Origin of the sequence: Candidatus Accumulibacter similis (assembly GCA_013347225.1) — a bacterium.
GTDB classification, from domain to species: domain Bacteria; phylum Pseudomonadota; class Gammaproteobacteria; order Burkholderiales; family Rhodocyclaceae; genus Accumulibacter; species Accumulibacter similis.
In genome coordinates this window covers 3,811,625-3,828,757 of sequence record CP054595.1, presented here as the reverse complement: position 1 = coordinate 3,828,757, position 17,133 = coordinate 3,811,625, and the positions used below count along the sequence as shown (strand labels likewise).

Below are 17,133 nucleotides of genomic sequence, written 5' to 3'. Positions count from 1 at the left end.
ACTGTTCACCATCGGATTCACCAAGAAGTCGGCGGAAGCCTTCTTCGGCAAGCTGACGCGTTCTGGTGCGAAACGTGTGGTGGATGTGCGTCTCAACAACGTCTCGCAACTGGCCGGATTTGCCAAGCGCAATGACCTGCAGTTCTTCCTGCGCGAGATTTGCCACATGGACTACGTCCATGTGCCGGAGCTGACCCCGACGCAGGACATCCTCGACGAGTACAAGAAGAATAAGGGCGACTGGGGCGTGTACGAGCAGAAGTTTCTGGAGTTGATGCGCAAGCGCGAGATCGAGAAGAAGATTGACCCGGCCGTGATCGCGGACGGCTGCCTGCTCTGCAGCGAGGACAAGCCGCATTACTGTCACCGGCGGCTGGTCGCCGAGTACCTCAAGTCGCATTGGGGCGACGTTGAGGTTTCGCACATCGTGTGACTGAGGCCCAAAAAGGGTTACAGCCGACGTTGCTACGCTACGCTGCGCTCCGCAACGCGGCTGAACTCGAGCGTTGGGGGCTTTGGGAGATCACTATGCAGAGGCCCTGTCTTTGCTGCGAGAAAGAGCTCAAGACTGAACCACCGCGCGTCTGCCCACAGTGCGGTCATGTCTTCCAGGGCAACGGGTGGGACGGTATCGACGCACATTGGCGAGCGAGACATGAACAGGTCATGCCATATGAGGAGTTCTGTCCGGGATTGTGTTCGGCGCACGGAGGACGAAAGGCGCGCTCGATCGGCCCATCAACCGCAAGTTGCTGGGCTTCACGGTCAGCCGCAACGCTGCCAAGCTCAAGGTGGCCGGCAAGGCCATCGACAAGCTCAACGACCGCGTGCGGGAACCGACCCGTTGGACGCGAGGCAGTACCTTCGCCGCCGTCGTCGCAGAGCTTGGAGAAACCCTGCCTGGTTGGAAAGCGTACTTCGGAATCGCCGAAGTGCTGAGCCCTTTGCGCGACCTCGACAAGTGGGTACGACGCAAGTTACGCTGCCATCTCTGGAAGCAATGGGGTCGAGCGGGCTATCGGGAACTGCGCAAACGCGGCGTGTCTGTGCGTGAAGCGTGGCATACCAGCAAGTCCGCACACGGTCCATTTGCGGCCGCGGCCCGATTACTTCGCTAACCCTTCGCTCGAGCCAACTCGCTCCGGCATGGCGCTTGGCCGGCTTCCCGGAGTGGTTCATCATCCGTACAGCCGGCCAAGCGCCATGCCTGCGCGCGCGGCTCAGCGCAAACGTTGAACTCACCAATTTCTCGCCATGCGAATCGAAGGCGTCATCAAATCCTGGAACGACGAACGCGGCTTCGGCTTCATCGAGCCAACGCAGGGCGGACAGGAGATCTTTGTTCACGTCAAAGCCTTCCGTACCCGCGCTGAGCGCCCAAAGATTGGTCAGCTCGTTTCATTCGAGGTTGAGCTTGGCACAGAGGGCAAGAAGCGCGCCAAGAACGTCGAACCAATCCGAGTCGTTCGCAGCCGCCGAAGTGTCGAACGTGATTCCCCTGCGCAGTGGGGTACTGCCACGCTATTCGCCATCCCCGCGTTTCTCATTCTCTTCGCCATCGTTGCCGTGCTATGGAGACCGCCGCGCCTGGTCGCAGGCATCTACGTGGGGGTGAGTATGATCACCTTCATTGCTTACTTCTTTGATAAGTCGGCCGCCACGCGTGGCGCCTGGCGGACGTCAGAGACCACCCTTCACAGCCTCTCACTCATCGGTGGCTGGCCAGGTGCTTTGCTTGCGCAGCAGTTCCTTCGCCACAAGACCGTCAAGGCCGAGTTCCGGGCAGTGTTTTGGGGCACAGTTGCAGTCAATGTCATCGCCTTTGTTGTACTGTGTTCCCCAGTGGGCCGGTCGCTATGGGCAGCACAATGAGGCCTGACACAGCGCCCGATCCGACCGCCACAAGCGGGCTTCGCGCGCTTGTGGTTCCCTCGTCGCTTCGCTCCTCGGCGGCGGATCAGCCCGAACGCTGGGCGTCACCATCACCTGGCACTGGGCTCCCCGTACAATGACTTCTCTCCAAGAAGGTACTCGGCATGGGAAATAAACTCGAAATGCTGCAAGCCGAAGCCCTGCAGCTGACACCCGGCGAGCGCGCAGCTTTGGCCCAGCCATTGCTTGCCAGTCTCGACGAAGATGCTGACATTGAGGAAGCGTGGGCGGTGGAAACTGCGCTGAGGATTTCTGATATCGAGAGCGGAGTGGTGCAGGTCATTCCAATTGCTGACGCGCTTGCACAGGTACGTGCATCGCTGAAATGAAGCTCGTCGTTGCGCCGCTGGCGCTCGCCGAACTACACGATGCGGCCACGTTCTATGCGCTGCAAGCGACTGCTGAGCTTGGTCCCGCGTTTGTGGCGGAGTTTGAGCGAACGGCCAATCTCGTCTTGGCCAATCCTCTGCTTGGCGCGGTATTCCGTGACACTCGTCGTCGATATACTCTCCGTCGGTTCCCATACAGCATCATCCATCAGGTTGGCGCAGAGGAGATTTGGATTCTTGCCGTCGCGCATCACCGGCGGCGCCCAGGCTACTGGGGGCATCGGAAGTAGTACTCCGTTGTCACTTCGACCAGCTTACTCACGTTGTATGCGAAAGCGACGACCGGCAACTGGAGTTGCCCCTACGCTCCTCGCGCAGGTGCTGCCTGCGGCGGGGGTGTGTTGCAGTCGCGGCTTTCCGGCAACAGAGCGCAGTCGCTGCAGCCAGGGGCGGCCAGCGAAGGCCGGCGAGGCCGGATAAGGCGCGGCGTGAGCGCTCCCGTGCATCATGCTACGATGCCGACTTGGGTCACCGCATCCGGGTGACCGCGTCTCCTTGGAGGAACAGATGATGAATGGACGAGGCGAAAACCGTCGATGCGCGGTCGCGGTGGTTGCAGTCACCATCGGCTCGCTGCTCGTGACAGGGTGTTACGTGGTACCCGCCACGGCGCCTGACGGAACCACCTATTATGGCTACTACCCGGTGGCGCCACCGCCCGGTTCGGTCCCAGCTGCTGCGGCGGGCAAGCCCGGTGCCCCGGCAACCTTGTCGGTACGTCTCTATCCGGCCAATGAAATGGCCACCAGGACGGGCGTCGTCAGTGGCAGCGTGACGAACATGATGACCGGCAAGGGCCGCTTCGTGGTGGACTACGAAGGCGAAGTCCTGAATGGCGAGGCGACGCGTGTCTCGGACGACGACCGGCGCGGTGTTGCCAGCGCCTACTCGCCGCGCGGCATGTACATGTCGTGCGAGTACCAGATGAGCACACCGTACAAAGGTGCCGGCACCTGTTCCTTCGCCAATGGGGCGAAGTACCAGATGCACATCGGCAACTGACGCCGGGCGTTGGTCCGGCAGCGCCTGCACCAGGAGTTCACGCTCGCCTGCGGCCCGTCGATGGCCGGACGGGTGCCCGGCAACTTGGTCGACGGCAACTGCACCGGCACCCCAACCCATCAGGAGGACATCCATGATCCGTCAACTGCTCGTCATCGCCGCCGCCTCGGCGGCCGGTTCCGCCCTTGCCGCGATGCCGGTGTTCGTCGCCACCTGCCCGACCGACATCAACGTCGATGCCGGTCGCAGCGGCGTCGTCTACATCAACGGCCAGAACGCCAGGGTCAAGAAGTACGACGACAATGCCTACGACTTCAAGGCCGGCTACATCACCATCTCGGTGACCAACAACCCCGGTCGGGCGCCCGATGTCCTCTATACCGGCAAGGGGAGGGCCAACGGCGTGTGCACGGTGACCGGTTTCGAGAACGCCAGCGGCGCTGGCGCCGCTGGCGGGCAGCCAGCCCACGCCGGCGGCACCGCCACCGGGAGCATTCCTTGTGCCCAGACGAAGGGGCAGCCGATGGGGCAGTGTCCGTTCTCGGTCGAGCGCGCAGGGCAGGGAACGGCGACCCTCACGGTCAGCCTGCCCGATGGACGCAAGCGCAGCATCTTCTTCGAGAAAGGCAAGGCGATCGCTGCCGACCTGAGCCAGGCCGATGGCGACATGACTTTCAAGGCGAGCAAGGAAGCCGACCTGTTCAGGATCCGCGCCGGCCACGAGCGCTACGAGGTTCCCGAAGCGGCGATCTTCGGCGGATGAGCGGCCGCGCTGCGCTGCTCGGCGGGCTGCTTCTCGCCGGCCTGTCGGCCATGGCGCCGGCGGCCAGCCACGAACTGGCGGGAACGTCCTGGCAGTTGCTCGCCGTCCAGTCGATGGATGACGCGCAGGGCACCACGCGCGTGCACGAGCCGGGCCGATTCACGCTCGAGTTCGGGCGCGACGGGCGCGCCGCGCTGCGCCTCGACTGCAACCGCGGCAGTGGTACTTACCACGTGCAAGCGGCCGCCGACGGGTCGTCCGGCACGCTGAGCTTCGGCCCGATCGCCGCGACGCGCGCGATGTGCCCGCCGCCGCATCTCGACGAACGTATCGCGCGCGACCTCGCGCATGTCCGTTCGTACCTGCTCAAGGATGGCAGGCTCTACCTCTCGCTGCTGGCCGACGGCGGCATCTACGAGTGGGCGCCGCTGGCACCACTGTCCGGCGCCGCTGCCAGGCAGGACAACGAGCGCATCGTCAGGCCCGTGCAGTTTGGCAAGGGCAGCAACTCGACGGTGATTGGCGCGCGCATCGTCGGCCGTCAGTACATCGATTACGAGCTGCGCGCCGGTGCCGGCCAGCGCATGACGGTGAGCCTCGAGGGAAGCAACGGCGCGACCTACTTCAACCTGCTGCCGCCCGCTGCGCACGATGCCGCGATGGCGATCGGCGAGCAGATCGGCAACCGCTTCGACGGACTGTTGCCGGATGACGGGGTCTACACGGTCCGCGTGTTCCTGTACCGCGCAGCCGCACGTCGCAACGAGGTGAGCGACTTCACGCTGGCGATCGGCGTCACCGGAACACCGCTCAGGCCGGTGCCGGCGGCGACCGATGCCGTGCTGCCCGGTACCCGCCATCACGCCAGGACGACGACGCCATGCGAACCGCTGTACTCGCAGGCGCGCAGCTGCGAGGCTCTGGTCGTGCGGCGCGGCTTCGAAGGCACGGCGACCGTCGTGCTGCGCTGGGATGGCGACCGCCAGCGACGCATCCTCTTCGTCCGGGGCGAGCCGAAGGCGGCGGACGCACCGCAGGCGATGAGCTTCACACGCAACGAGCGCGGCTGGCGGGTGAGCTTCAACGGCGAGGAGCACTTCGAGATTCCCGAGCCGCTGGTGTATGGCGGCTGATGCCGCGGCGCCGGCGCCAGGCGGGCCGCTGCGGCTGACCCTGCTGGTGCTTCTGGGAGGAGTCGGCGTCTCGCTTTTCTTCGTCGTCAGGCTGCAGCCGAGCAGCGCCGGCGCGTTTGCGTTCCTGGCGCTCTGGCTGACGGTGCCGCATGCGGCGCTGGCGGGGCTGCTGCTCGCCCTGCAGCGCCGCGGACAACCCGTGCTGCCGTGGTGTGTTGCGGTCGTGCTGGTGGTCGGCGGCGGCCTCTACCTGTTGCTGGATGCCATCTACTGGCACCCCGACGCGCAGAGCGCCATCGGCGTCGTGCTGACGCCGGTCCTGCAGGGAGTCGCCTTTCTCCTCGCCGCGCCGCTGGCCTGGTGGGCCGCGCGACGGCGGCGCGCCGCCGGGGCTTGAGCGGCATCCCGGGCGGCCGCATGGGTGTCCTGGCAGGAGGATCGGCCGGCACCGCAGGATCTCCGGACAGCTCCAGCGATCGGTGCTGGCAAATGCCAACGGGACATGTGGTCAGCGGGGTGGCAAACGCCCGAGCCATGGGCTCACCGATCAACCACGGCCAAGCGGGTTGAGCGCCTTGATCCCCAGAGCGCTGGCCGCGGCGAGCAGCAGGGTGTCGTAGGCAAGCAGCGTAGCGCCGGCATGTCGGCACATCGCCAGATGCAGCGCATCGCCCGCACGCAGGTTGAGGTCGAAGCGACCCAGCATCGCCTGCGCCTCAGCCTGATGTTGTGCGGCGCAGACGATCCGCTCACAGGATTGACGGGCAAAGGCGGCGATCGCCGCAAAGGCTCGCGCCGCCGTTTCCGCGTCCAGCTCCCTGCGGCGGCACTTGATACCAAGCGCCGACGCGCATTCAGTCAGACCCCAATCGCTGAAGGCAAGCAGCTGTGGCCGCTGCGCCAGCCACGATTCCACCGCACCCGACGTGCGCTCGCCGACGAACAGCGTCAGAACTACAGCGGTATCGAGGTACAGCATCAGAAGCGCGATTCGCGCGATGCCCGCACCAACTCGGTCGCCGTACTGCCGCCTGTCGGGAGCGACTCGCGGAAGGCGCGGATTGCCGTCCAGTCGGGGCCGCGCGGCGCAGGGCGGATCGGCGCCAGGCTCGCCACCGGCTTGCCGCGGCGCGTGATGACGAGTTCCTCACCCTTCTCGACGCGGTCGAGCAGCTCGGAGAGATGGGCCTTGGCGTGGGCAACGGTACAGGTGGTCATGTGTGCTTCTGGTCATCTGCGTGACCAGAAGCGTAGCAGGGCCCGGTATCCCGTGCAAGCCTCTGTCGCCACGTCGCGCACGCACGCGCTTCATTGCACGGCGCCCTTGCCGATCAGGTATTCGGGCAGTTCCGCGTAGCGGTTGCCGCTCACCCACCGGTTCTTCCGGTGCAGCTGACGCGCCGGCGAGACCGGTGTCGCGCCGGCGGGGACGTCGCTTTCCATGCCCTGCACGTCCCAGCCGACGAAGGACGGCTTGTAGGAGTACTTGGCGACCGTCCGCGCGTTGACGTCGACCCCCAGCGCGACGAGTTCTTCGGCGACCTGCGTCCTGCCCGCCAGTACGGCGATATGCAGGGGAGTGAGGCCGGACGCGTTGCGGGCGTTCACCGGCATGCCGGCCTGTACCAGCAGCCGGCACGTTCCCCGACTGTCTTCCGCTGCGACATGCAGCGCGGTGTTGCCTTGGCGGTCGGTGAGACGTGTGTCCGCCTGGTGGCGCAGGAGAATCGCTGCCGATGTCTGGTTGGCGAGATGAAGCGGGGTTCGCCCATCGCCGTCGCGCGCGTCCGGGTTGGCGCCCTGCGCCAGCATCCATTCCCTGCTGCCCTCATCGCATCGCCCTCCATCCGTCGCCCGCTCACCCGCCTGCATGATCGCCTACGGAAAGAGCCCTGCCGGCAGTTGCCAGCGCAGCCGCAACTCGGCGAGCCGGCGCTCGAATTGCCGCAGCGGCAGGCGTTCGTTGCCGGGCAGGCTCCACAGGGCGCGCACCCGCCAGCGGCCGTCCTCCTCGCGCAGCAGCGCTTTCACCGTCAGATCGGTCTCCTGCCACTCGCGACCCTCGACGGGGACGATCTCGTTGCCTTCGAAGTAGGCCCAGGCGCCGGCGGTTTTCAGGTGGAAGACCTTGAACCGGCTGCCGCCGTCGCGGGCCAGTCGCAGTTCGCTCCGCACCGCGTCGAGGATCGCGGTGCGCGCGGGGCTGCCCACGGCCGGCACCGAGACGCCGGCCATTGCCGGCTGGGCGAAGGCCGACAGGGCCGAGAAGACGAGGCCGGCGAGCAAAGCGGCCGCGGCGGTCACGACCGACAGCACGCTCAGGAACAGCGGCGTGCCGCCGGGCCTGGCGAGCACCAGGCGGTTGTTGGCGGTGAGCGGTTCCGGGTCGCAGCCCGAGGCCTGCAGCCGATGGCGGCCCGGCGCGCGAATCGCGAAGCGGCGCACGGCAACTGTGGTTTCGCCGTCCAGGCCGTAGCGCAGCAGACGGATCGCGATCGCGCTCGACGGCACTGCCGCGCCAGCGGCGTCGTGCAAGGCAAGGGACGCACCGGCGAAGGCCGTGCTGCCGCGCTTGCCACACAGCGAAAGGAGCACTTCTCCCGCTTCGCGGACGTCCGCCGACCCCCCGCTGGCGAGCGGCAGCTTCGCCAGCTCGCCGCCCGGCAATGCCGCGATCAGCCGCGCGATGCCCTTCAGCAGCGCCAGCCCCGAAACGAGCAGGAGGGGGAGGGTGGCGAACGACAGGCTCTGGTCCAGCATGGCGTCTCCCGCGACCCGGGAAGACCGCCCCGGGTTCCGTTGAATGTTGTCCCTCAGGCCGGCTGCCGTTCCGTGCCGCAACACCGCTGGGCGTTGGTGCGGGGCCGGGGGGCCGGGGCATTGGGCGCTGTACCGCCAGTGCGCTCTTCAGCGGCGCCGGAAGCCCGAACCATCCGGGTTATTATCCGCCCTTCGATGGCGATGGCGATGGCGATGGCGACAGGACTGCGATGATGACGAACGGCGGAGGCGATGTGCTGCCGTGTGCCTTGCGGTGGCGCCGGCGCGGCGTCCGGCGCACGCTCGTGGCGTCGTTCCTCTGCCTCGCGCCGCTGGGCGTCGGCGCTTTCGATACCTGGCCGCCGCAGACCGAGTGGCGCATCGGGCGCGGCGTGGTCGCGCCCTGGGCGCCGGCGAAGACCCGCCCGCCGCCGGATCGCTGGTTGGCGGGCAAGTCGCTGCGCTTCGCCGCCACCCGGGTCGAAGCGCCCGAGCCGCTGGCCTGTGCGGCGGCCCGCTACGAATTCGTCCTGACGCCGGCGCCGGGCTTGTTCCAGGGCAGTCTGCCGTCGCCCGCCGGGCAGGCTGCGCGCGCGCTCGGCATCGCGCAGCTGCCGCTGCTGAGCCTGCGGGTGACGTGCGACGGCGGAATCTTCGACTACCATCTGCTCACATCCGGCAGGGCGCTGCTCGGTCTCGACAACGTGGTGTGGACGCTGACGCGCACCGCGGCAGCGGACTCGCCCGAGGCGACGACGGTGGAACTGCTGCGTCTGCACATGACCGGCGACATGGCTTTCAATCCCGCCTCGGTCGCGCGCAAGCGCGCCTGCCTGACGACCGGCCTGCGCGGCGCCATCGCTGACTACTTCAAACGGCCACGGCCGCAGGACGAGGTGCCACCGATCAACGGCGACCCCTTCAGCGACTCGCAGGAATATCCCGAGCGCTTCGTTCCGGGACGCGCGCGCATCGACGGCGCGCGCGCAAGCGTGCCCATCCGGTTCGGCGACGGCTCGCGGGACTGGCAGGTGGAGGTGCTGCTGTTGCGCGAGGGTTCCCGCTGGCGGGTCGATGACCTGCGTTACCCGGGCGGCGCCACGCTGCGCGGGTTGCTGCAGGCGCAATCGGGCTGAGGCGGCGTGGCGGTCTGTCGTCGAGGGGGCCGGGTTGGCTGCTGCCTTGCAGGTGGCTGCGACAGCCCGGGGGCAAACCGTCGCAGCTTGTGGCATGCGCCAGCGCAAAGGGTCGCGGCGGCTCGCCCGGGCACGGTCGTGGTGCCTCGGCGCACGGCAGCCGTTGGGGCGGCAGTTCGGGACATGCGCGTGGCGGCGGCAACGAGCATGCCGGCGCCTACGGTGGCAGTACGGCCCGCGTTGGGGGGCGCCCGGGCACGGTCGTGGTGCCTCGGCGCACGGCAGCCGTTGGGGCGGCAGTTCGGGACATGCGCGTGGCGGCGGCAACGAGCATGCCGGCGCCTACGGTGGCAGTACGGCCCGCGTTGGGGGGCGCCCGGGCACGGTCGTGGTGCCTCGGCGCACGGCAGCCGTTGGGGCGGCAGTTCGGGACATGCGCGTGGCGGCGGCAACGAGCATGCCGGCGCCTACGGTGGCAGTACGGCCCGCGTTGGGGGGCGCCCGCGACGTTCCCTGGCGTCCGGTGTCGGATCAGTGGCAATATCCGGTTCAAGCGGATGCATGGTGCCAAGCGCGTCCATCGCTGCGTCGTGCAAACTTCCTGCGAGGGAGATCGATTCCGCTTCGCGGAGCGGGTGCAGTGCAGCAACCTGAAAGTCCATTTTCTGGAGGAAAGAACCATGAACGTTTCAGCAATCAATCTGCCGGCTGCCGTCCTGGCGATGGCCTTTGGGTCCGGTGCTTACGCGGTGACCTGTGTAGATGGCGTTCGTCGCGCCGAGTGTGAAACGGCGGCAGGCGTCGTCGAGGTCCGCAAGCCTGTCGAGCCCGTTCCGGTGCGCGGCGTTGAGGTCGCGCCCGCCCGGGCGGTTGAAGTGGCTCCCGCCCGGGCCGTTGAAGTGGCTCCTGCGCGGGAGGCCGAGGTGCGCGACGCCGAGGTGCGTACGGCAGCGGACTGTCGGATCGTTGACGGTCGGCGCGTCTGCCGCTGAGCAGCTTCGGGCTGGCCAACACCCGGCCGTTTCGTGGGGCCCCGTGCGGGCCCTTTCCTTGCTCCGATCGCAGCAAAGCGAGCGTGCGCAGCGTCCGGTGACCGGCTCGCGTGGCCTCGGTCGTCCGCCAGGGGGACTGGAGCCCCCGGGCCGCCCGGGTCCGTCGCGCGCCGTGCCAGGGCGGCGGTCATCCCGTCGGCGCAAGGCGCATCCGGCGTCATCCGCGCGTCGGCAAGCCCCTCTCAGTCGGCCCCGCGTTGCGCCGCCGGGCGCCAGCGCACTGCCTGCACGCTCTTGTGGCCGAGATGGCGCAGCAGCAGTCCGGGTGGCATGCGCAGCCACTGGTAGCGGGCCAGGCCGAGGCGGACGGCGACCCGGCGCCCGATCGTCGGCGGCCGATCTGGCAGTCGGGGCAGGGTGCAGCGCGGATAGAGCCAGTCCATCAGCCGCATCATGGCGATCGGCGGCGGGCGCAGCGGCAGTCCGTCGGGTACCGGCGTCGCCAGCCAGCGATGGCAGTAGCGCAGGGCATACCACAACGGACGCTCGACGCCGTGTCGGCCGGCACGCGCTGCCAGTGCCAGCCAGTCTTCTGTCGACTGCAGGTGGGTCCGCAGGAGGCTGTCGATGTCGACCAGGTCGCGCAGGTTGTCGACCAGCTCGGAATCCTGGAAGAGATGGATGACGGCGTGCAGAATCTGGTCGAGCGGATGCAGTACCAGGAAGCGCTGTCCGGCAACTTCCTGCAGGCCGGCGAAGAGCAGCGCGCGGTCGGGCCGCAGGCGACCGGTGACCGGGCTGATCGTGTGATGGAGGTCCACTTCCATCGGGTGCTCCGGAAAGCGCAGCGGCGGCAGTTCATGACTCCATTCCCGGTAGTAGCGGTCGGCGTAGTCGTCTACCGCCTGCGCCTCCCAGCCTGCGGCCAGCAGGGCCGCTTCGCTGCGTCGCAGGTCGTCGCGGCCGACCAGCAGGTCAACGTCGTTCGGCAGACGACCACGCGCCGTCGCGAGGTCCTGTAGGATATAGGCGCCGCCCTTGAGGACGGCGACGCGTACGTCGGCTGGCAGCACGCGGTCCAGCGCGGCCAGCTCCATGCGCAGCAGGTGGACGCGGTACGCTGAATACACGATCGCCGAATCGAGATGGCCGCGGACGCAGTCCGGAACGACAGCCAGATGCTCGGCGCGTGACTGGATGCGGTGGGCGAGCACCCCCAGCAGTCTTGCCCGGCGCGCCAGACGGATCAAGGCATCCCAGTCGCTCAACTGCAGGTCGCGCACCCGTCCGGGCTCGCGCAGGAGCTGCAGCAGGTGGAACGGATTGGCGGCGGCGCGGTGATCGCTCATGCGCCGTTCCTCGCTGCGGTCGAGTCGGCAAGCAACGATCGGACCGCTTCGATCGCGTCATCCAGGCGGCTGTACTCGAGCGCGAAAGCCGGGCAGTTCTCGATGACGTCGGCCACGGCGTTGAATGAGGTGGCGCCGAGCAACTCGTAATTGAAGCTGTTGAAGGCGAGGTTGGCGAACGCCTGCTCAGCCGGCAGCCGGCGGAGGCTCAAGGTCGCCCCTTCGCGAAAGCTGGGAAAGATGACCAGTTGCGGGCGTGCTGGCAGCCGGCGGGCGTCGACACTTCCCTCGCCGGGAGCGAGGTGCGCCACGTCACCCTTGCGGGTGCCCCGGTAGACCGGGCCGAGGATGACTTCTTCGGCATAGTCGCGGATGATGTCGATCGAGCGGTTCTTCAGCGCCAGCGGCTTGAGCATCGGCCACAACTGGCCGCTGCGCGGACAGAGGACGCCGAATTCGTCGGACAGCAGGCGGAATCCGCGCAGCATCATCGCCGCCGTCAGCGTGCTCTTGCCGGAGCCGGGCGGTGCCGCCATGATGATGCCGCGGTCGGCAAGCGCGAGGGCGCCGGCATGCAGCAGGACGTGCTGGTTGAAGCGCTGCGCAAAGCACCAGTTGACCCCCCACTCGAAGTGTGCCAGCGCCTGCTCCTGGGGAAAGGGATCGAAGGGCTGGACACCGTCGATCAGGAAACGGGACTGCGGACGCAGGTAGGCGCGTACTCCCCTGCCGCGGCGGACCTGGGTATGGAAGTCGGCGAAGGCGGCGTCGACCAGCGCAAAGGCGCCATAGACGCGCTGCAGGTCGGTGACGAAGCCACCGAGGTCGGATCCGACGCGCACCACCGCTGCGCCATAGTCGAGCGCGAGCGAAGCACTGGCAAGACGCTGGCGGAGGATGACGGGAGATAGGTTGCGCAGGCGGAGCGGCTCGGCAGTCATCCGCCAAGCATGCCCATCTCCTGCAGAGAACGCAACACCTGGCGGATTTCCGGGGTGTCGGTGTCGACTTCGAGTTCGTCGCGCAGAAAGGGCAGGGCCCGGTTCAGGGGCAGCGGCTGTTCGCCGTCGCCGATCTCGCTCAGCGCCTCGAAGATGACCGCGGCAGCCGGGGTGAGAATGTGCGTCTGCCAGTTCCTCTGGTCGAAAGCGACTGCACCTTCGCCGAGCCGGCGAAACAGTGGCTGCATCAGGCTGCGGACGTAGGCGGTCCGGGGTTCGCCTGGCGTGGAAGGTTACGGGATCAGGTTGGTATTCGGATCCGCCTGCGGCCCGGTGGGATTGATCGAGTTCCAGCACGACGCGTGCGCCACCGGCCTTGGTACGTTACCGGTGGTGTAGTCGTACTGCAGGACATTGCCTTCGATCTTCGTGTCGGCTCCCTGGTCGATTCCTGCCTGGTACTGGCGAACCCACTGGTCCGTCTGGTCCTTGGGCAGGATCGGCGGAATCGGCCTGTTGTTGTTCGCTATCAGACCCTTCTCGACGCAGGCGTGCAGACTGCTGCTTGCCACGGCCCTGCCGGTGGACGGCAGAACGAAGATCGCCGGCACGGCCGCCGCCTTCTTGAGCAACTGGCGCCGCTGCTCGGTTCTCTCGTTTGAGGTCTCTGACATGTGTTTTCCTTGGTATCTATTTCGGCCTGAGCAAAATCATTCTAGACGTTCCGGTTCGCCGATGCTTGCCCACTACATCACGCTTCGCCGAGAAAGCCTGCAATGATGGTCACTGTGGCACCGCGGCCGGTGACCCCCTGCCTTTCTTGACCTATTCAAGCAAGTTATGTGCCATCACTTTCCGGGTGCGACAATGTTTCAGTAAATCATTGTCGTAGAATATCACTCTCCGACTGTGGCCAGTCTTGCTGGCGGAAGGTGTAAAAAAAACCGACACCTGTCGTCGCGTCGTTCCTTGGCTGCGACGCACTGCCGGCAGTTGCTTGGCGCCTGGCGCGGCGCCCGCCCGCTTGCAGAGCCGGTGAACGGACCGGCGCGCGCAGTCCCGGATGGACGCCACGCGCGGCGGCGAATCGCGAACGGGCAGACCGGCGGGCAACGGGCAGGTCGTGGACGGGCCGCGCCGCGGATGCACCGACGGTTCGCCGGCCGGCGCCGCTCGCTGCCTCAGAGCTTCAGGCGTTCGATCAGCTCGGTTTCCAGCCTGATGCGGCTGGCGGTATCGCGGAGGTCGCCGCCGCTGATCAGGAATGTGTCCTCGACGCGTTCACCGAGGGTGGAGATCTTTGCCGTGTGCAGGTTGGCCCGATGTGCTGCCAGGGTCAGGGCGATGGTGTACAGCAGTCCGGGACGATCGGTCGCGCTGACCGAAAGGACGTAGTGGGTGCCTTTCTCGTCTTCCTCGATGGTCACCATCGGCTGCACCGGGAAGTGCCTCACCTGACGGGACAGCCGCCCGTTGCCCGGGCCCTCCGGCGGCCCTCGCCGGCGCAGCCGGTCGCTGAGTTCGTGCTCGACATAGCTGATCATGTCGCGATCGCTGCCGCGGTCGCCGAGGTCGAGCAGCATGAAGGTGTCCAGCGCGTAGCCATGTCGCGTGGTATGGATCTTGGCGTCGACGATGGTGTATCCGGAGCGGCTGAAGAAGCCGACCAGGCGAGCGAACAGGTCGCGCTGGTCGCGGGTGAAGACCAGCACCTCGAGACCTTCGCCCTGCGGATTGAGCCGTGCCTTGACCAGGGGCTCCTCGCGACCGATCCGGTAGTACAGGGAGCGGGTGTGCCAGGCGATCTCTTCCGCCGAATGGCGCATGAAGTACACGGTATCGAGCTGCTTCCACAGCCGCTGGTGAACGGAATCGGGCAGCGCGAAGTAGCGCAGCAGCCGCACAGCCTGTTGCTGGCGCTCTTCGATCATCCCTTGCCGGACCGGTGCCTCGTCGCCGTCGAGCAGGGTACGGCAGGCACTCCTGAACAGTTGTTCGAGCAGTTGGCCCTTCCAGGTGTTCCACACTTTCGGGCTGGTGCCGCGGATGTCGGCGACGGTGAACAGATAAAGGGCAACCAGTCGCCTCTCCCCGCCGACCGTCGCGGCAAAGGCGCCAACCACCTCCGGGTCGGCGATATCCTGCTTCTGGGCGACGCTGGACATCAGCAGGTGATGCCGTACCAGCCAGACGATCAGCTCTTTGTCCTCGGGGTCGACGCCGTGCGCAGCGCAGAACTCGGCGGCGTCGACCGCACCGAGTTCAGAGTGGTCGCCACCGCGCCCCTTGGCGATGTCGTGGAACAGGGCCGCGACGTAGAGCACCCACTGCCGGGGGAAATCGCTCATCAGCTCGCTGCACAGCGGATACTCGTGGGTGAACTCGTCGGCGAGGAAGCGGCGCAGGTTGCGCAGCACATGCAGGGTATGCTGGTCGACGGTGTAGACGTGGAACAGGTCGTGCTGCATCTGGCCGACGATCTTGCCGAAGTTCGGCAGATAGCGACCGAGCAGGCCGAACTGGTTCATCCGCCGGAGTTCGTGCAGCACGCCGCGCGACTGCTGCAGGATGCTGAGGAAGCAGCGGCGGTTGTCCGGGTTGTGGCGGAATTCGTCGTCGATCAGCGTCCGCGCATGCCACAGGGCGCGCAGTGTGCGTGCGGTCATTCCCTGCAGGTCTGCATGCTGCTGCATCAGCAGGAAGGCCTCGAGCAGCGCCGCCGGTCTTTTCTGGAAGACGTCGTCGGCGACCACATCGAGCAGTTCGTGCGTCTTCCGGAAACGTTCATTGATCGGCGATGGTTCCTGTTCCGCCGGTGGCGAGATCGCGGCGCCAATGTTCTGCAGCAGGATGGTGTTGAGCTGCGTCACCATCTTCGCCGTGCGGTAGTACTGCTGCATCAGCCGCTCGCTGGCCAGGCGGGTCGCGGTCGGCACGAAACCCATGCGGCCGGCGAGCGCCGTCTGATGGTCGAAGAGCAGGCGGTCCTCGCGCCTGCCGACATGCAGGTGCAGGTGGCAGCGCAGACGCTGCAGGAATGTGAGGCTGCGCAGCAGTTGCTCTTCCTCGTCGCGGGTAATGAAGCCGTGCCGTGCGAGATCCTCCCAGGAGTCGCCGAAGCCGGCAGCGCGCGTGATCCAGAGGATCGTTTGCAGATCGCGCAAGCCGCCCGGGGCTTCCTTGCAATTGGGTTCCAGGCTGTACGGCGAGTCCTGGTAGCGGCGGTGGCGCTCCTCCTGCTCCATCCGCTTGGCGTCGAAGAAGCTCTGCGCATCGAGCCCCTCGCGAAGCTCCCGGCAGACTTCCGTGAACAGCCGGCGATCGCCGGTCAGCAGGCGGGCTTCAAGCAGGGCGGTGCAGATCGTCAGGTCGCCGGCAGCGGCCTGCGCGCACTCGGCAACCGTGCGCACGCTGGGTGCGATCTCGAGACCGATGTCGTAGAACAGCGCGACGGCGAACTCGACCCGGCTCGTCAGCTCCGGCTCCGGGGTTGCCGGCAGCAGCAGCAGGATATCGACGTCGGAAACGGGGTAGAGCTCACCGCGGCCATAACCGCCGACCGCCAGCAGTGTCAGCTCCGGCGGCAGGGCCAGCGCCTGCCAGAGGTCGCCGAGCACTGCGTCGACCAGCGCACAGCGCGCCTGCAGCAGCTGTGGCGCGTCTTCGTTGTCGAGAAAGCGCTGCCGCAGTTCGGACTGGCCTTCACGCAGTCGAGAGCGGCACTGCTCGACCAGAGACTGGCGACCGGTCGCGGCAGTGATCATCCGGATTGGCCGATCCAGTCCGGTTGCGGTGGCGTGGCCGATGAAACGGTGAGGACCTCGTAACCGCTCTCGGTGACCAGGACGGTATGCTCCCACTGAGCGGAGAGGCTGTGATCCTTGGTGACGATCGTCCAGCCATCGGCCATCGTCTTGACGGCGGCCTTGCCGGCATTGATCATCGGCTCGATGGTGAAGATCATTCCGGCTTCAAGGGTGATGCCGGTGTGCGGACGGCCATAGTGCAGGACCTGCGGCTCCTCGTGAAACCTGGCGCCGATGCCGTGGCCGCAGAACTCGCGTACCACCGAGTAGCCGCTGTGCTCCGCATGCTTCTGGATCGCGTGACCGATGTCGCCGAGCTGTGCGCCGGCGCGGACCTGGACGATGCCGAGCCACAGGCACTCGAAGCTCACCGCGCACAGTCGTCTGGCTTGCAGCGAGGTTTCGCCGATCTGGAACATGCGGCTGCTGTCGCCGTGGTAACCGTCGCTGATCACCGTGATGTCGAGATTGACGATGTCGCCGTTGCGCAGCGGTCGCTCGCCCGGCACTCCGTGGCAGACCTGATGGTTGATCGACGCACAGATCGAATTGGGATAGGGCCGGTAGCCGGGTGGCGCGTAGTTGAGGGGCGCGGGAATGCAACCCTGCACGCCGACGATGTAGTCGTGGCAGAGGCGGTCCAGTTCGGCGGTGGTGATGCCCGCCCGCACGTGTGGCGTGACGTAGTCGAGCACTTCGGCCGTGAGCCGGCCGGCGACGCGCATCTTGGCTATTTCCTGCGGGGTCTTGCGGATGACGCTCATACTGGTCGCTCGGCGGCGGAATCGGGAGGAGGGAAGGATAAAGGAAGCGGCCGGCTTAGGCAATTTGCCCGATCAACGGGGAATCGTCTCCGGAGATGGAGAAAAACCCGCTTTCGCTGCGCTCGCCGAATTGAAATCATCCTCGTCTTGGTGGTACCATCCGCGG

General features: G+C 66.9%; 21 protein-coding genes. 11 read left to right on the top strand and 10 right to left on the bottom strand.

Annotation, left to right across the window (positions count from 1 at the left end; genetic code table 11):
• The first annotated feature begins 1 nt into the window (after position 1).
• The 9 genes from HT579_16905 to HT579_16865 all read left to right on the top strand — a co-directional run bounded on the left by HT579_16905 (position 2) and on the right by HT579_16865 (position 5,616).
• On the top strand, positions 2-433 hold the full coding sequence (locus HT579_16905) for a DUF488 domain-containing protein (GenBank protein QKS31685.1): 432 nt from the start codon (positions 2-4) through the stop codon (positions 431-433).
• Between the two features lie 358 nt (positions 434-791).
• Positions 792-1,118, top strand: a complete 327-nt coding sequence (locus HT579_16900) for a maturase (GenBank protein QKS31684.1) — start codon at positions 792-794, stop codon at positions 1,116-1,118.
• A gap of 136 nt (positions 1,119-1,254) precedes the next feature.
• Positions 1,255-1,872 carry a DUF1294 domain-containing protein gene (locus HT579_16895; GenBank protein ID QKS30446.1) on the top strand — a complete coding sequence of 206 codons (618 nt, stop codon included), beginning with the start codon at positions 1,255-1,257 and terminating at the stop codon, positions 1,870-1,872.
• A 182-nt stretch (positions 1,873-2,054) separates the two neighbouring features.
• Positions 2,055-2,261 carry an addiction module protein gene (locus HT579_16890; protein ID QKS31683.1) on the top strand — a complete coding sequence of 69 codons (207 nt, stop codon included), beginning with the start codon at positions 2,055-2,057 and terminating at the stop codon, positions 2,259-2,261.
• Positions 2,258-2,551, top strand: coding sequence for a type II toxin-antitoxin system RelE/ParE family toxin (locus HT579_16885; GenBank protein QKS30445.1), 294 nt, complete (start codon positions 2,258-2,260; stop codon positions 2,549-2,551). Before HT579_16890 ends, HT579_16885 begins: the two co-directional genes overlap by 4 nt.
• Positions 2,552-2,828: 277 nt before the next feature.
• Complete coding sequence (locus HT579_16880; GenBank protein QKS30444.1) at positions 2,829-3,323, top strand: hypothetical protein; 495 nt, start codon at positions 2,829-2,831, stop codon at positions 3,321-3,323.
• A 133-nt stretch (positions 3,324-3,456) separates the two neighbouring features.
• Positions 3,457-4,086, top strand: a complete 630-nt coding sequence (locus tag HT579_16875; GenBank protein ID QKS30443.1) for a hypothetical protein — start codon at positions 3,457-3,459, stop codon at positions 4,084-4,086.
• Positions 4,083-5,219: an META domain-containing protein gene (locus HT579_16870; protein QKS30442.1), complete on the top strand. Its 1,137-nt coding sequence runs from the start codon at positions 4,083-4,085 to the stop codon at positions 5,217-5,219. Before HT579_16875 ends, HT579_16870 begins: the two co-directional genes overlap by 4 nt.
• On the top strand, positions 5,209-5,616 hold the full coding sequence (locus tag HT579_16865; protein ID QKS30441.1) for a hypothetical protein: 408 nt from the start codon (positions 5,209-5,211) through the stop codon (positions 5,614-5,616). Before HT579_16870 ends, HT579_16865 begins: the two co-directional genes overlap by 11 nt.
• Positions 5,617-5,766: 150 nt before the next feature.
• Here HT579_16865 and HT579_16860 read toward each other — a convergent pair whose 3' ends face one another.
• The 4 genes from HT579_16860 to HT579_16845 all read right to left on the bottom strand — a co-directional run bounded on the left by HT579_16860 (position 5,767) and on the right by HT579_16845 (position 7,979).
• Entirely contained in the window at positions 5,767-6,198 is a 432-nt protein-coding gene (locus HT579_16860; protein QKS30440.1) for a type II toxin-antitoxin system VapC family toxin, read from the bottom strand.
• Positions 6,198-6,437, bottom strand: coding sequence for a type II toxin-antitoxin system prevent-host-death family antitoxin (locus HT579_16855; protein QKS30439.1), 240 nt, complete (start codon positions 6,435-6,437; stop codon positions 6,198-6,200). Before HT579_16855 ends, HT579_16860 begins: the two co-directional genes overlap by 1 nt.
• A gap of 90 nt (positions 6,438-6,527) precedes the next feature.
• Positions 6,528-7,031, bottom strand: a complete 504-nt coding sequence (locus HT579_16850; GenBank protein ID QKS30438.1) for an ankyrin repeat domain-containing protein — start codon at positions 7,029-7,031, stop codon at positions 6,528-6,530.
• A gap of 66 nt (positions 7,032-7,097) precedes the next feature.
• The gene (locus HT579_16845; protein QKS30437.1) at positions 7,098-7,979 is read right to left on the bottom strand and encodes a hypothetical protein; all 882 of its coding nucleotides are present in this window, start codon (positions 7,977-7,979) and stop codon (positions 7,098-7,100) included.
• 230 nt (positions 7,980-8,209) lie between these two features.
• Here HT579_16845 and HT579_16840 point away from each other — a divergent pair, with 230 nt between their 5' ends.
• Both HT579_16840 and HT579_16835 read left to right on the top strand, forming a co-directional pair.
• Positions 8,210-9,115, top strand: coding sequence for a DUF3828 domain-containing protein (locus tag HT579_16840; GenBank protein QKS30436.1), 906 nt, complete (start codon positions 8,210-8,212; stop codon positions 9,113-9,115).
• 557 nt (positions 9,116-9,672) lie between these two features.
• Entirely contained in the window at positions 9,673-10,107 is a 435-nt protein-coding gene (locus HT579_16835) for a hypothetical protein (protein QKS30435.1), read from the top strand.
• Positions 10,108-10,349: 242 nt separating this feature from the next.
• On the opposite strand, the gene HT579_16830 is transcribed toward HT579_16835, so the two are convergent.
• The 6 genes from HT579_16830 to map form a co-directional block, all read right to left on the bottom strand.
• The gene (locus tag HT579_16830) at positions 10,350-11,456 is read right to left on the bottom strand and encodes a nucleotidyltransferase family protein (GenBank protein ID QKS30434.1); all 1,107 of its coding nucleotides are present in this window, start codon (positions 11,454-11,456) and stop codon (positions 10,350-10,352) included.
• Positions 11,453-12,397 (bottom strand): HprK-related kinase A, encoded by a 945-nt coding sequence (locus HT579_16825; GenBank protein ID QKS30433.1) that lies wholly within the window; start codon positions 12,395-12,397, stop codon positions 11,453-11,455. The genes HT579_16830 and HT579_16825 overlap by 4 nt, the downstream gene beginning before the upstream one ends.
• Positions 12,394-12,645, bottom strand: coding sequence for an HPr-rel-A system PqqD family peptide chaperone (locus HT579_16820; GenBank protein ID QKS30432.1), 252 nt, complete (start codon positions 12,643-12,645; stop codon positions 12,394-12,396). The genes HT579_16825 and HT579_16820 overlap by 4 nt, the downstream gene beginning before the upstream one ends.
• Before the next feature lie 45 nt (positions 12,646-12,690).
• Positions 12,691-13,071, bottom strand: a complete 381-nt coding sequence (locus HT579_16815) for a hypothetical protein (GenBank protein QKS30431.1) — start codon at positions 13,069-13,071, stop codon at positions 12,691-12,693.
• Between the two features lie 507 nt (positions 13,072-13,578).
• The gene (locus HT579_16810) at positions 13,579-16,161 is read right to left on the bottom strand and encodes a [protein-PII] uridylyltransferase (GenBank protein ID QKS30430.1); all 2,583 of its coding nucleotides are present in this window, start codon (positions 16,159-16,161) and stop codon (positions 13,579-13,581) included.
• Positions 16,158-16,967 carry a type I methionyl aminopeptidase gene (gene map, locus HT579_16805; GenBank protein ID QKS30429.1) on the bottom strand — a complete coding sequence of 270 codons (810 nt, stop codon included), beginning with the start codon at positions 16,965-16,967 and terminating at the stop codon, positions 16,158-16,160. The genes HT579_16810 and map overlap by 4 nt, the downstream gene beginning before the upstream one ends.
• Between the last annotated feature and the right edge of the window lie 166 nt (positions 16,968-17,133).